Origin of the sequence: Amycolatopsis ponsaeliensis (assembly GCF_030182635.1) — a bacterium.
Taxonomy (GTDB): domain Bacteria; phylum Actinomycetota; class Actinomycetes; order Mycobacteriales; family Pseudonocardiaceae; genus Amycolatopsis; species Amycolatopsis ponsaeliensis.
The window spans coordinates 181699-195382 of the sequence record NZ_JAPZLD010000016.1 but is presented as its reverse complement, the minus strand read 5'-3'; the positions used below and the strand labels follow the sequence as shown (position 1 = coordinate 195382).

General features: G+C 71.2%; 12 protein-coding genes. All 12 read right to left on the bottom strand.

All coding sequences use genetic code 11. The features are described 5' to 3' along the window. Positions 1–51 precede the first annotated feature (51 nt). Entirely contained in the window at positions 52–2700 is a 2649-nt protein-coding gene (locus QQ657_RS24610; protein ID WP_284744587.1) for a serine/threonine-protein kinase, read from the bottom strand. A 55-nt stretch (positions 2701–2755) separates the two neighbouring features. Then, positions 2756–3673, bottom strand: coding sequence for a glutamate ABC transporter substrate-binding protein (locus QQ657_RS24605; RefSeq protein ID WP_284744618.1), 918 nt, complete (start codon positions 3671–3673; stop codon positions 2756–2758). Positions 3674–3723: 50 nt separating this feature from the next. Beyond that, complete coding sequence (locus QQ657_RS24600) at positions 3724–5145, bottom strand: GlnX family signal transduction membrane protein (RefSeq protein WP_284744586.1); 1422 nt, start codon at positions 5143–5145, stop codon at positions 3724–3726. 108 nt (positions 5146–5253) lie between these two features. Continuing rightward, a complete protein-coding gene (locus tag QQ657_RS24595; RefSeq protein WP_284744585.1) occupies positions 5254–6381 on the bottom strand; it encodes a sensor histidine kinase in 1128 nt (375 codons plus the stop codon). 22 nt (positions 6382–6403) lie between these two features. Continuing rightward, a complete protein-coding gene (locus QQ657_RS24590; protein WP_284744584.1) occupies positions 6404–7666 on the bottom strand; it encodes a helix-turn-helix domain-containing protein in 1263 nt (420 codons plus the stop codon). 162 nt (positions 7667–7828) lie between these two features. After that, positions 7829–8899, bottom strand: a complete 1071-nt coding sequence (locus tag QQ657_RS24585) for an acetoin dehydrogenase dihydrolipoyllysine-residue acetyltransferase subunit (RefSeq protein ID WP_284744583.1) — start codon at positions 8897–8899, stop codon at positions 7829–7831. After that, positions 8896–9909 (bottom strand): alpha-ketoacid dehydrogenase subunit beta, encoded by a 1014-nt coding sequence (locus tag QQ657_RS24580; RefSeq protein WP_284744582.1) that lies wholly within the window; start codon positions 9907–9909, stop codon positions 8896–8898. The genes QQ657_RS24585 and QQ657_RS24580 overlap by 4 nt, the downstream gene beginning before the upstream one ends. A gap of 12 nt (positions 9910–9921) precedes the next feature. Further along, the gene (locus QQ657_RS24575) at positions 9922–10878 is read right to left on the bottom strand and encodes a thiamine pyrophosphate-dependent dehydrogenase E1 component subunit alpha (RefSeq protein WP_284744581.1); all 957 of its coding nucleotides are present in this window, start codon (positions 10876–10878) and stop codon (positions 9922–9924) included. Continuing rightward, the gene (locus QQ657_RS24570) at positions 10875–11909 is read right to left on the bottom strand and encodes an ATP-NAD kinase family protein (RefSeq protein WP_284744580.1); all 1035 of its coding nucleotides are present in this window, start codon (positions 11907–11909) and stop codon (positions 10875–10877) included. Before QQ657_RS24570 ends, QQ657_RS24575 begins: the two co-directional genes overlap by 4 nt. Before the next feature lie 746 nt (positions 11910–12655). Next, complete coding sequence (locus tag QQ657_RS24565) at positions 12656–12880, bottom strand: heavy-metal-associated domain-containing protein (RefSeq protein WP_284744579.1); 225 nt, start codon at positions 12878–12880, stop codon at positions 12656–12658. Between the two features lie 64 nt (positions 12881–12944). Beyond that, on the bottom strand, positions 12945–13148 hold the full coding sequence (locus QQ657_RS24560) for a cold-shock protein (protein WP_013222289.1): 204 nt from the start codon (positions 13146–13148) through the stop codon (positions 12945–12947). 205 nt (positions 13149–13353) lie between these two features. Beyond that, complete coding sequence (locus QQ657_RS24555; RefSeq protein WP_284744578.1) at positions 13354–13527, bottom strand: hypothetical protein; 174 nt, start codon at positions 13525–13527, stop codon at positions 13354–13356. Positions 13528–13684: the final 157 nt, after the last annotated feature.

Genomic DNA, 13684 nt, shown 5'->3' with positions numbered 1-13684 from the left:
TTTCACGTGAAAGGTCCGACCTGCGGGCCGCACTTTCACGTGAAAGTGCGGTCACGTCAGGGTGCGGGGGCGGATGGCGTTCGCCCGGTCCACGAGCTTCACGCGCTCGTCGACCGTGCCCGCCAGCCGCGCCAGCGCGCGGTAGCACCGCTCGAGCCCCAGCCGCAGCTCACGCTCGTCCAGCGAACACCCCAGCACCCGCACGCCCGGGCTGGGTTTGCCCTGCTTGATCCAGTCGTGCGCGGCTTCGAGCACCCCGGCGGACAGCCGCGTCTGACGTTCGAGGTCCAGCCGCAGCCGCTCCAGCCGGGACGACGCGTCCACCAGGTCGTGCTCGGTCACCGGCGTCTCGCGGCCGTTCGCCTTGGTCGCCGTGGTCTTGATCCTGATAGCCGCGACCTGCGCGTCGACGTAGTGCGTCGACGACGGCGGGACCGTCTCCAGCACCTCCACCGCGCTGTTGCGCGCGCCCTGCGCGAGGTACACCCGTGCGAGGCCGAACGCCGCGCTGACGTACGTGCGGTCGGTCCGCCAGACCAGCTCGTAGAACCGCGCGGCGGCGAAGTAGTCGCCGACGCCCTCGGCGCTGATCCCCAGCGCGAGCTTCGGCGCGACCTCGCCCGGCAGGTCGTCGTACACGGATTCGAACGCGACCTGCGCGACCCGTGACCGGCCGCCCGCCAGCTCGATCAGGCCGCGGTACCAGTCGATCCGCCAGTCGTGCGGGAAGCCGTTCTTGATCGCCAGGTACTGCCCGGCCTGCAACTGCCGTTGCGCCTCGGCCAGCTCGCCCAGCTCGATCCGGGCGCGCACGATCCGCAGCCGCACCTCGATCGACTCGCGCGGCGCGCCGGCCAGCGCCTCGATGGCGCCACGCGGCTCGAGCGCGGTGGTCGTGGCGAGCACGCCCGCCGCCGGGTCGTCCGTGTCGACCTGCGGGATCGGCAGGCCGGCGACGACCTCGTCCGCGCCGGGCAGCGGCACGCTCCGGCCGGCCTCCGGCACCACCAGCTGCACGCCGAACGTGCGGCTCTCCGGACCGAACACCGTCGACGCGCCGGGCCGCGGCTTGCCGGTGCCGAGCGCCATGATCTCGCGCAGCACGCCGGTCAGCTGGTCGCCCATCTCCTCGGCGGAGAGGAACCGCCGGTCCGGGTCGGCGTGCGTCGCGCGCCGCAGGAACCGGTAGTACGAACCGAAGAGCGCGAACAGCGGCACCGCGTCCGGGCCGGGCAGCGTCGTCTTGAACTTGCTGGTGTAGCCGGTGAACTCGAAGCTCAGCACCGCGAGCGTGCGCCCGACGGTGAACAGGTCCGACGCCACCGACGCGCCCTGCTTCGCCAGCTCCGGCGCGCTGTAGCCGGTGGTGAAGAACAGCGGGCTCTCGTAGTCGTCCATCCGCCGGACCGCGCCCAGGTCGATCAGCTTCAGCTGCTCGTTGGTCTGGATCACGTTGTCCGGCTTGAGGTCGCAGTAGAGCAGGTTCTGGCTGTGCAGGTACCCGAGCGCGGGCAGGATTTCCAGCCCGTACGCGATGACCTGGCCGATCGGCAGCGGTTCCGGGCGGCGGCTCTCGCGGTGGTGCGCGAGCGCGAGCTGCCGCAGCGACTGGCCGCCGACGTACTCCATGACGATGTAGCCGACGGTCGTCCCGCTGTGGGCGTCCGGGTGCTGCACGAAGTTGTGGATCTTGACGATGTTCGGGTGCTCGACCTCGGCGAGGAACCGCTGCTCGTTGGCCGCGGCCGCCATCGCCGTCTGGTCACCGGTGTCGATCAGTCCTTTGAGGACGACCCAGCGGTCGCTGACGTTGTGGTCCTGCGCCAGGTAGATCCAGCCCAGGCCGCCGTAGGCGAGCGCGCCGAGGACCTCGTACTGGCCGCCGACGAGCTCGTTCGGCTGCAGCTTCGGCACGAACGAGAACGGCGTCCCGCAGTTCTCGCACTTTCCTTCCGCCGCAGCGGGTTTCCCGTCCTTGCCCCGGCCGACCTTCGCGCTGCACTTGCTGCAGAAGCGCTTTTCCTCCGACACCATCGGGTTCGTCAGCACCGCGGACGCGGGGTCGCGCGAGGGCACCGCCGGCACTTCGACGAGCCCGGCGCCGAGCCGGCCGCGGCGGGAGCGGGACGTCCGTGACGACGTCCGCCGGCCGGTACCTGGGAACGCGCCGGAGCCGGAGCCCGAGCCGCTGCCGGTTCCCGAGCCGGTCCCGGTGCCGGTGTGCCGGCCTTCGCTGGTGCGTTCGGGCAGGACGCTTTCCGTACCCGGGTCGGGCAGCGGCGTGCCCGGGCCCGCGTCCGGCCGCGGCGCCGGCGGCATGATGCTCTGCGTCTCCGGCGCCGGGGCGGCGAGCACGCTCGTCGGCTGCGGCGCGTTCGGGTCCGGGCGGATCGCCTGCGTCGGCTGGACCGGCGGCGTGACGGGGTTCATGCTGCCCGGCGGGCGGGTCGGATCGTCCGCGCCCGGGAGCGTCCCGCGCACAGCCGTCGGCTGGCCGCGCGGCGGCGTCGGCGGGCGCCGGACGGGCGCGTGGAAGACGGTCTCTTCGCCCCGGGGCGGCTCACCGTCGTCGAGGCGGCCCGAGATCGACGGCTCCGGCGTCTCCCACCGCACCGGTGGCGGCGGCTGCCAGCTCGGCGGCGCCACCTGCTGCTCGTCATCCGGTGCGGCGTGCCGAGGACGGCGCGGCTCCTCCGACACTGCTACCTCCCAGATCCCCGGCGACGTACGGAGATCGATCCTAGTCGCGACCGGTTCACTTGTACTGCGGCGACGGCGGCGACGCCGGGCCGAGCGAGGGCTCCACCCAGCGGCGGTAGCTGTTCTGCCACGCGTCGCTGTTGCGGATCTTGTCCAGCACGGCGTTGACGTACCTGACCATGTCCTCGTTGTCCTTCGGCACGCCGATGCCGTAGTTCTCCTCGGTGAACTGGTCGCCGACCACCTTCAGCGTCGGATCCTGCGCGGCCATCCCGGCGAGGATCGTGTCGTCGGTCGAGACGGCGTCGACCTGGCCCTGCTGGAGCATCACCAGGCAGTCCGACCAGTTGTCCACCGAGATCGGCACCGGCTTCGACGGGTCCGTCGCGATCTTCGCCGCGGACGTCGACTTCTTCGCCGCGCACACCCGCTTGCCGGTGAGGTCGGCCAGCTTGGTCACCTTCGACTCCTTGGTGACCAGGATCCGCTGCCCCGCCTTGTAGTAGACGGACGAGAACTGGACGTTCTTCTTGCGCGAGCAGGTGATGCTGTAGGTCCGGACCACGATGTCGACCTGGTGCTCTTCCAGGACGTCCTCACGCTGCCCCGACGTGATCGCGCGGAACTGCACGCGCCCCTCCGGCGAGCCGAAGATCGACCGCGCGATCTCGTTGACCATGTCGATGTCGAAGCCCTCGAGGTTGCCCGTCGTGGGGTTGCGGAAGCCGAACAGGTAGGTCGTCTGGTCGACGCCGGCGATCAGCTTGCCGCGTTCCTTGATCTTCGCCATGGTCGAGCCGTCGGGGACGCCGGTCCCGTTCGGCGCGAGGCTGACCAGGGGGTCGCAGCTGGTGTCGGTGGCGCCGCCGGCCGACGAGTCGGGGCCGCCGACGTGCGCGGGCTGCGGCCAGGCCGCGTTGCTCACCGGGGCCGGGTCGACCGGCTTCCCGGGGCTCCCGCAGGCCGCCAGCATCAGCGCGGCGACCGCCAGCGCACCCGCCCGGACCGTGTTCCCCCGCCTGCTCACCGGTACTCCCTCAGTCGCTCCCGGATCCCCATGGTGACACCCGCCGCGGCGACCACGGCGAGCACGGCCAGGCCGGGCGCGAGCAGCGTCAGCGCGGCCTCGCCACCGTGGGTGTCGTCGAGGAACTCCTGCCTGCCGACGTCGATCGCCGCCTGGAGGCTGTCGTCGAGCCGCCGGAAGGCCGGGGCCGAGCCGTCGGTCTTGTCCTCGAGGACCGCGGCGTCGACGGCTTCCTGGTACAGCCCGGCGTTGTCCTGGTCGCGCACCTGCTTGTGCGCCTTCATCCAGTCTTCCGCGGCCTTCGTCGCGTCGGCGACCTTCGCGGCGCCGTCGCCGTCCTGGATCAGGCCACGGGCTTCGGCGAGCAGGCCGCCCTGACCGTCCGGGCCGACCAGCTGGGCCGCGTTGGTACCGAAGTCCTTCTCGTACGCCGCGCCGTCACCGCGGGCGACCAGCGTCAGCGTTTCGTCGGCGCGGGCCTGCAGCGCGGCGATCCGCGCGCGGACGAGGACGTCGACGCGGTGCGAACCGTCGTCCTGGCCGTTGCCGACCAGGCTGCCCTGTACGACCAGCGCGACCGCGCCCCACAGCAGCGACACGACGACGGCGGCCGTCGCGACGACGAGCCCGACGTTGAGCAGCCGGTTCGTGCGCCGGGTCAGGTAGACCTGGGCCACGATCAGCGCGGCGAGCAACGCGAGCACGAGGATCGTGGCGAGCCACGGGAAGCCGGTGGCGCTGTCCTGCTCTTCGACCAGCCGCTCGGTGTCGACGCGGTAGAGGTCCTGCGCGGCGGGCAGGATCTTCGCGCGCATCAGCTCGGACGCCTCGCGCAGGTAGGAGGCGCCGACCGGGTAGCCGAGGCGGTTGTTCGCGCGGGCCGTCTCGACGAGCCCGGTGTAGACCGGCAGCGACTGGTTGAGGACGTCGACCGGACCGGCCGCGCCGGCGACGTCGGAGGAGTCGGAAGCGGCCTTCGCGAGCGCGGCGCCGGCTTCGGCGATGTCACGCTCGTAGCGCGAGCGAAGCTCGGGCGGCTCGGTGCCGATCGACAGGAACGCGCTCGCCGCGGTCGCGTCGGCGTCCGAGAGCGACTTGTAGACCTGCTGCGCCGCGGCGGCGAGCGGCTCGCGGTGGTCGATGACGCCGCTGATCGTGTCGTCACGGTCCTGCACCGAAAGCGTCGCGACCAGCCCGGCGACGAGAGCCAGCAGCACCAGCCCGACGGCGATCACGGTGAGCCGGCCCGGCGTGCTCGCGGCGGACCGGATGATCGCGCGCACCGCTTGGCCCGGCAGGTCCAGCAGGCCGAGGAGGCCACTGCGGCCCCCGGCGCGGTCGCGGCCGTCCGGTGGTGGCGGCGGTGGGGGTCCCGGCGCGGGCGCCGTGGGACCCGGGGCCGTCGCAGTGCTGGTCATCCCCGATTCCTCCCCGAAAGCCGTACCCGGAGAAGGTAGCCGAGTCGCGCGGCACGCGGGCACGGGCACCGCCCGCTGTCACCAGCACGTGATCTCGGAGCGGGCCGGTCAGTGCCGGATTTCGGCGAGTACGCGCCAGTAGCCGTCTTCTGGTCCCGATTCCAGCGTGCCACCGGTCAGCGCCAGGCGCTCGCGCATGCCGGCCAACCCGAAACCTTCACTCGTCCGAGTGAATTCACCGAGCTTGTTGCGGACGTCGAGCCGGACGGCGCCGGGCTCGTAGTCCAGCCGCATCCGGACGTCCTCGCCGGGCGCGTGCTTGCCCGCGTTCGTCAGGGCTTCCCGCGCGACGCCCACCAGCGCGACGACCGCCGCCGACGGCAGCGGCCGGGCCTCGCCGCCGGTGTCGAAGCCGACGTCGACGCCGTGGTTGCCGGCGTGCTCGGCGGCCACCGCGGCGAGTGCCCCGGCCAGCGGCGGGACGTCCCGGCGGAGCGCGGCGACGGCGTTGCGCGCTTCGGCCAGCCCGTCGGCGGCCAGGCGCCGCGACCGGCGGACCGACCGCAGTGCACCGTCCACATCGGACCGTTCGGTGAGCAGCGCCTCGGCTAGCTCGAGCTGGACCCCCAGTGCGCCAAGAGAATGCGCCAGGACGTCGTGGATCTCGCGGGCGATGCGCGTGCGTTCGTCGAGCGCGGCGGCGCGCGCGTGTTCGGCCTGCGCGAGCCGGGTCTGTTCGAGCAGAGCCCCGGACTGGATGGCTTGGACCTCGTACTGACGGCGGTTGAGCCCGACCAGCACGAGCATCAGCATCACGGCGGGGTCGGCGAGCGCCGCGCCGAACGAATGCCCGGCGATCAGGTGCGCCGTCACCGCGAGCGCGACGTCGAGCAGGCCGGTCCCGAGGATCACGCCGACGCTCACCGTGGTGAGCGCCGCGAGCCGGCCGAGCGGGATGACGGACAGCAGGATCGCCGACGAGTCCCCGGCCCGGCCCACGAGAGCCGCCGGCAGCACGCTCGCCACGGCGAGCAAGGCGGCCGCGGTCTTCGGCAGCCGGGACGCGAGCCCGACGAACCCGAGCCAGCAGGCGCTCGCGACGCCGTAGGCGGCCCAGATCCGCGCGTCCGGCTCGCGCGCGGTCACCAGCGTCGCCGCGACGAACAGGGTGCCGAGGACCTGCACCACGAGCCAGCTCGGCGCGATGGTGTCGGGCAGCAGCGGACGTTTCGGCACGTCCCCATCTTGCCCGGCGGGATCAGCCCCGGATGGCGGGGGCGAGCGAGTGCGGCAGCACCGCTTCGGGGCTCGGCGGGCGCCGGACCAGCACCTCGACGTCGTCGGCGAAGCGGTACGGCTTCGCGCCGAGGATGCCGCCGAAGTGGCGGCGCAGCCGGGACATCTCGGCGCGGACGGTGACCGTGCGGCCCGCGTCGCCGAACAGGTCCGACGACAGCTCCGACGCCGAGCGGCCGCCGCGGTGGCTGGCCAGCACGTACAGCATCTCGGCGTGGCGCGGGCTGAGCCGGTGCGTCCAGGTCCCGGCCGCCCCGGCCACGGTCAGCTCGGGTTCGCGCGGCGACCGGACGTCGAGGACGACGCGGGTCGGCGGGGCGGCGTCGTTCTCGGCAGGGCGGATCAGCCAGCCGCCGGGCACGGGCTCGACCGCGCAGTGGCCGTACGCCGGCAGCCAGACCCCGCCGGGCGCGAGGTTCGCGGGCAGCGCGATCCGGTCGACCGGCGCGAGCCCGGCGGCCGCGGCGACCCAGCCGTGTTCGTCGGCGACGACGGCCTGCCCGCCGACCTTCGCGAGCATCGGGACGGCGAACCCGCGCAGCCGTTCCAGTTCGGTGAGGTGGGTGGTGCGCAGCTGGGACTCCGCGAGCCGCGTCACGGCGTCGACCAGCGCCAACGTCGTCGCGTGGACGGTCGAGGCCGGGCCGGAGAGGTCGACGACGCCGAGCAGCCTGCCGTCGCGCGGGTCGTGCAGCGGCGCGGCGGCGCACGTCCAGGAGTGGTGCGCGCGGACGTAGTGCTCGGCGGCGTACATCTGGACCGGGCGGCGCGTGACCAGCGCGGTGCCGATCGCGTTGGTGCCGACGGATTCTTCCTGCCAGTCCACGCCTTCGACGAACCCGAGCCCGTCGGCGCGGCGGCCGACCGCGGCGCTGCCGTCACGCCAGAGGACGTGTCCCCCGGCGTCGACGATCACCATGATGTGCGCGGCCTGTTCGGCCAGGCTGATCAAGCCGCCGCGCAACGTCGGCAGCGCCTCGGCCATCCCGCTCGTGCGGCGGCGTGCTTCCAGCTGTTCGACGCTCAGGACGGGCGGGGCGGACCGGCTGTCGGGGTCGATGCCGAGCCGGCGCATCCGCTGCCAGGACGCGTCGATGACCGGCCGCGGACGGCTGGGCAGCGCCTTGCCGGTCAGAGCCGCTTCGTGCACCTGCGCGAGGACACGAGCGTGCCGCCGGGGGTCCACCCCGGCAGGCAACGCTGCCTCGAGGTCTCGCTGCCCCAACCGCCGCTCCTTGCGCTCCGCCTCCTCAGTCTGCCTTTTCGGTCCGCTGATCGGAAGGTGGCGACAATCTCGCCGAAGGGCTCTTCGCCGGCGAGGGAGGTGTCGGCGAAGAGCCCTTCAGCGGCCTCCGGTGGGGCCAAGAGCCACCGGAGGGCGGGCGGGTCAGCCCGTGATCGCGGCGATTACGGCTCCCGGAGCTTCGAGGTGGACCATGTGCCCGGCGTTTTCGACGTACACGTCCGCGTTTCCCGGCGGCAGGACGGCGTCCTGTCGGCCCCAGATCGTCGTGGTCGGTATGTCTACTTCGGACAGCAGTGGAGCTGCGTCGATGGCCTGCGCGTTGCCGTCGAGGAGGGTGTCCAGCAGGGTCCCGAGGACCTGGTCGACACCGTCTCGTCGCTTGTACCTGAGCAGGTCGTCGGCCAGCTGGCGGGTGACGAGGTCCGGGTCGGCGAACAGGGCACCCAGGTGCGGTTTCAGCTCGCGCCGGGTCGTCGCCGTCGCGAATCCGCGCAGGTAGCCGGCGTTGACGGCGGTGCCGAACCCGGCCGGGGCGACGAGCGTGAGCTTTTCGATCCGGCCCGGCGCTTTCGCGGCCGCCGCCGTGACGACCGCGCCGCCCAGCGAGTGCCCGACCAGGTGGGCTTTTACGATGCCTCGCGCGTCGAGGAAGCCGAGGACCGCGTCGGCGAGGGTGTCGAGGGAGCCGTCGCCGACGTCCTTGGTCGAATCGCCGTGTCTGGGCAGGTCGAGGGCGTGCACGATCCTGGTCCGGGAGAGCGGTTCCTGCACGAACAGCCAGGAGTTCTTGTCGCCGCCGTAGCCGTGGACCAGCACGACGACGTCACCCTCGGTGCCCATGGTCGCGTAGGCGAGCGTCCTTTTGTTCACCTCGACCGTGCCGGTGACCGGTCCTTCCGGCGCCTCGACCGCACCCGCGTCGATCTCCTCGCGAGCCTTCGTGGCGGCTTCGTCGAGCTCTTCGTCGGCCGTGGTCGCCTCGGCGAGCAGGGCGATGGTGCCGCCGACCGGCACCTCCTCGCCGGCCGCGGCGATCACCCGCCGCAGCACGCCGTCGCCCGGGGATTCGAGCGTGCCGTTGATCTTGTCGGTGTCGATGTCGGCGAGGTCGTCACCGGTCCTGACCTCGTCGCCTTCGGCCACGAACCAGTCGGTGATCCGGCCGCGTTCCATCGAAAGGCCCCACTTGGGCATCGTGACCGGCTGGATCATCGCCGGTACTCCACGACCGCCTTCGCCGCGTTGAGGACCTTCTGCGCGTCCGGGATGTAGAGGTCCTCGAGCGCGTCGGAGAACGGGACGGGCGTGTGCGGCGGCGTCACCATCTCGATCGGGGCCCGTAGCGAGCCGAACGCCTCCTTCGCGACGAGCGCGGAGATGTCCGTGGCGAGGTTGCAGCGCGGCGAGGCCTCGTCGACGACGACCAGGCGTCCGGTGTTTTCGACGCTTTCGAGGATCGTGCCGGTGTCGAGCGGACTGGTGGTGCGCGGGTCGATGATCTCGGCTTCGATCTTGTTGGCGGCCAGTTCTTTCGCCGCTTCTTCGGCCACGGCGACCATGCGGCCGATCGCGACGATGGTGACGTCACCGCCGTCGCGCACGACGTTCGCCTCGCCGAACGGGATCGTGTAGCTGTCCTCCGGGACGTCGCCGCTGGTGTCGTAGAGGGCCTTGTGCTCGCAGAAGATCACCGGGTCGTCGTCGCGGATGGCCTGGATGAGCAGGCCTTTCGCCTCGTACGGGTTCGACGGCACGACGACCTTCAGGCCCGGGATGTGCGTGAAGATCGGGTAGAGGCACTGCGAATGCTGCGCCGCGGCCCGCAGCCCGGCGCCGTACATCGTGCGGATCACCACCGGCGTCCGCGCGTTGCCGCCGAACATGTACCGGAACTTGGCCGCCTGGTTGAAGATCTGGTCGAAGCAGACGCCCATGAAGTCGATGAACATCAGTTCCGCGACCGGCCGCTGCCCACGCGTCGCGGCGCCGATCGCCGCGCCGACGAAAGCGGACTCGGAGATCGGCGTGTCGAGCACGCGGCCGGGGAACTTGTGGAACAGGCCTTTCGTGACGCCGAGGACGCCGCCCCAGGCGTCGTCGTCGCCGGGGCTGCCGGCGCCGCCCGCGTTGTCCTCACCCATGACGATGACCGACTCGTCGCGTTCCATCTCCTGGGTGAGCGCCTCGTTGATCGCCTCGCGGTAGCTGATCGTCCTGGCCATGACGCGCGCTCCTTAGTACGACACGTAGACGTCGGTCTCGAGGTCTTCCTTCGTGGGTTTCGGCGCGGCCTTCGCCTCGGAGACGGCGGCTTCGATGAGCTTCGCGACTTCGGCGTCGATGTCGTCGAGGACCGGTCCGGGCAGCTCACCGCTGTCGGTGACGCGTTCCCGGAACCGCTTGAGGCAGTCGAGGTTCTCGCGGGCGTCGGCGACTTCGCCGGCCCGGTAGGTCTGCTGGTCGCCCTCGAAGTGCCCGAAGTAGCGGGTGAACTTGACCTCGATGAGCGTCGGGCCACCGCCGCCGCGAGCGCGTTCGACGGCTTCCCCCGCGGCTTCGTGGACGGCGAAGAAGTCGAACCCGTCGACGATCACGCCCGGCATGCCGAACCCGGCGGCGCGGTCGGCGATGTTGTCGGAGGCGACGGACCAGGTGCTGGAGGTGGCTTCGGCGTAGCCGTTGTTCTCGGCGATGAAGAGGGCGGGCAGGTCCCAGACCGACGCGAGGTTCAGCGCCTCCAGCGTCGTCCCCTGGTTGCTGGCGCCGTCGCCGAAGAAGGCGACGCCGACACCGCCGGTGTTCTGCTGTTTCGCGGCGAGGGCGGTGCCGCAGATGAGCGGCGGGCCGCCGCCGACGATGCCGTTGGCGCCGAGCATGCCCTTCGAGAGGTCGGCGATGTGCATCGAGCCACCCTTGCCGCGACAGGATCCTGTCTTGCGGCCGTAGATCTCGGCCATCATGGCTTTGACGTCGACGCCCTTGGCGATGCAGTGGCCGTGCCCGCGGTGGGTGCTGGCGATGGCGTCACGGTCGTCGAGGTGGGCGCAGACCCCTGCGGCGGAGGCCTCCTCACCGGCGTAGAGGTGCACGAACCCGGGGATTTCGCCCGTCGCGAACTCGTCGTGCACCCGCTCTTCGAACGCTCGGATGGTGCGCATCACGCGATACGCCTCCCGCAGGGTGTCCGTCATCTTCGACGCTCCTTCCCTAGTTCGGTTTCCGTGCGCAAGAGCCCTTTCCGTGCCGCTTCCGCCATGGCCGCCCGGACGTCCACGACCCACGGCCCGTCCGGTTTGAGCTCGACGAACGCGCTTTCGCCGATCTTCAGTTCGAGTTCGCGCTCGCCGTCCAGCGCGATGACGCCACCCGACGCGGCGAGCTCGACGCGCATCCCGGGTTCGAGCACACCCCACCCACGCACCCCGACGGGCCGCACGAGCCCGGGCGCGATGGGCGCGTGCACGACGTACGGCGTCTCGTCGACGGGCCCGAGCTGCAGCGCGACGCCATCCGGGCTCGACCGCGGGCTCGGGCACAGCTGCCCGGGCACGCTCGACATACCGATGCCGTCGGGTTCGGCGAAGGTGCAGTAGAGCTCGGTGAGCGAGGCGGGATCCCAGAGCGCCCGCGCCCCGATGTGCCGGCTGGTCGAGACACAGACATCCACGAGCGCGATCTCCCGGCGAGCCTTGGTGACGACTTCGAGCACGCTGACGCGGTGCGTGACGAGATCGGGGTCGATTTGCCCGGAGGCGATCAGCCCGGCAGCCAGCCCGGCGACGGTCGCCTCCCGCATCTGCGGAAAGGCGTTGTTGGTCCCGGTGGAGAGGGCGAGGATAGGGACGTCTTCGCAGGCAGCGGCGGCAACGCGAGCGGTGCCATCCCCACCGAGCACGACGATGACCCCGGCCCCGGCCTCGACCATCCGCCGCACAGCGTTGGTCGTATCGGCGGCGGTGCCGGTGATGGGATCGTCGGCACAGAAGTCGACGGTGGGCCAGGTCCCACCCCGCCCGAGCGCCTTGAGCACCGCGGCGGAGATGCCCCCGAGGTCAGTGGAGACCAGGGCCCGATCAAGCCCGGTCACAGCGAAGGCGGCCAGCAGGCGCTGGACCATGTTCGCCTTTTCCGCGGTGGGGAACACCGAAGCCTGCGCGACCAGCCGACGGATATCCCGCCCCGAAGCCGGATTCGCGACGATCCCCGCCACCGTCTCGCCCAACCTGACCTCCTTGTCACGGCACTACCGCGGCACCGGAGCACAAGCAGACTCCGTGGCAGGCCGAAAGGGAAGGGTTGCAGGCCGTTGCAGTATTCACAGGAGCGGTCACGCGCGGTCGAGGAAGCCAGTTCGAGCGGTCGTGGAGGGCTGGCCGTGCGCAGACCGGGCGGGATCGAGCCGGTCGCGTCAGGGCTGGCCGTGCGTAGACGGACCGGATCGAGCGGTCGTACAGGGCAGGCCGTTCGCAGGTCGGACCGTATCGAGCGGCCCTACAGGGCAGACCGTGCACAGGTCGGTACCGGGTCGAGCGGTCGCGCCGGGGCTGGCCGTGCGCACGTCGAGCCGGATCGAGCGGTCGCGCCAGGAGCTGCGCGAGCTGGATCGAGCGGATGTGCCGACCGCACCGCGCGCTGCTGGCCGGATCGAGCGGGCGTGCCCACCGGCGGCGCGTGCGGCGCCGGCTAAATCGAGCGGCCTCGCAGTCCTCGCCAGTCGCTGCGCATGCCGAACCAAGTGGGCCTACTCGCCGCGCTGGTACACCACGCTGGCTTCGCCCGCCGGCCCGCTCGCAGTGCGGGCCGCGTCATGCACCCCGAGCACTGTGCCGGCGAATCGCGCAGCCGCGCCCACCCGGCCACTACCGGACTGAGCCGGAGGTCACACCGGCGTTGATCTCCAGTGGACTGTCCAACTTGGAGATCAATCCGGCGGAGAAGAACGAACCGGGGTCAACCCCCGGCGAAGAGCTACGGGACCAGGCTCGCCGTGCCCTCATAGGAGAAACCGGCCTCATCGACCGCCGCCCGCACATCATCCTCGGCCAACGGCCCGTCGGCGCGAACGATCACCCGGCCGGTCGCGACGTCGACGTCCACTTCGGTCACTCCCGGCAGGCCGGTGAGTTCCTCGGTGACCGACTGGGCGCAGTGTCCGCAGCTCATCCCGGAGACGGTGTAACCGTGCTCGATCATGGTGCGCAGCATACGAAAAGGGCCGCCACCCCGAACAGGTGACGACCCTTTCCCAAGATCAAAGTCAGATCACGGTGACCGACGTGGCCTGCGGGCCCTTCTGGCCCTGGCCGATCTCGAACTCGACGCGAGCGTTCTCTTCGAGGCTCTTGAAGCCGTTACCCTGGATCTCGCTGTAGTGAACGAAGACGTCGCCGCCACCGTTGTCGGGGGTGATGAAGCCGAACCCCTTCTCGGAGTTGAACCACTTCACAGTGCCCTGAGTCATCAAAATCTCCATATGCAACCACAAAACAGGAAGCCACTTCGGCGCCCCGGGTCAACACGGGGACGGTTTGCTTCCTCGGCGAGGAGACACTACGCCCGCTGAATTCTGCGAGCGTGACTCAACACGAACACAAAAATCGAGACCATGAGCAGTAAAGCACACCTTGAGCAGGGCGGACAAGCCGTCGTCACCCGGACAGGGTGAGCTATTCGCCACTCGCCGGCCGCAACCCTTCCGCGCTGAACGGCGACCGCCAGGTCGTGTCGCGCTCGGCGGCGACGACGGCGTCGTCGTGGGCCTCCGAGCTGGCGCTGAACAGCACCGGCACGACGCCGGAGGACTTCCGCGCTGCTTCGGATGCGTGCTGGTGATCGGCCACGTCGAAACTCCCCTCGTTCCCTGCCCGCTTCGGCGCGGGTCATGACCGTGATGGTGCCATGCGGCACCGACAGAAACCGGTTGTTTCCCGCCGGGACCCGGCCGGGAAGGTTCAGCGGCGAACCACCACCGGAACAAGGCCAGATTACCTGAGCCGC

Bases quoted from the DNA above. Each gene is read 5' to 3' on its own strand.
- QQ657_RS24605 (WP_284744618.1), bottom strand. From the start codon at position 3,673: ATGCTGGCGGCCTGCGGGAGCCCCGGGAAGCCGGTCGACCCGGCCCCG.
- QQ657_RS24600 (WP_284744586.1), bottom strand. From the start codon at position 5,145: ATGACCAGCACTGCGACGGCCCCGGGTCCCACGGCGCCCGCGCCGGGA.
- QQ657_RS24585 (WP_284744583.1), bottom strand. From the start codon at position 8,899: ATGATCCAGCCGGTCACGATGCCCAAGTGGGGCCTTTCGATGGAACGC.
- QQ657_RS24580 (WP_284744582.1), bottom strand. From the start codon at position 9,909: ATGGCCAGGACGATCAGCTACCGCGAGGCGATCAACGAGGCGCTCACC.
- QQ657_RS24575 (WP_284744581.1), bottom strand. From the start codon at position 10,878: ATGACGGACACCCTGCGGGAGGCGTATCGCGTGATGCGCACCATCCGA.
- QQ657_RS24565 (WP_284744579.1), bottom strand. From the start codon at position 12,880: ATGATCGAGCACGGTTACACCGTCTCCGGGATGAGCTGCGGACACTGC.
- QQ657_RS24560 (WP_013222289.1), bottom strand. From the start codon at position 13,148: ATGACTCAGGGCACTGTGAAGTGGTTCAACTCCGAGAAGGGGTTCGGC.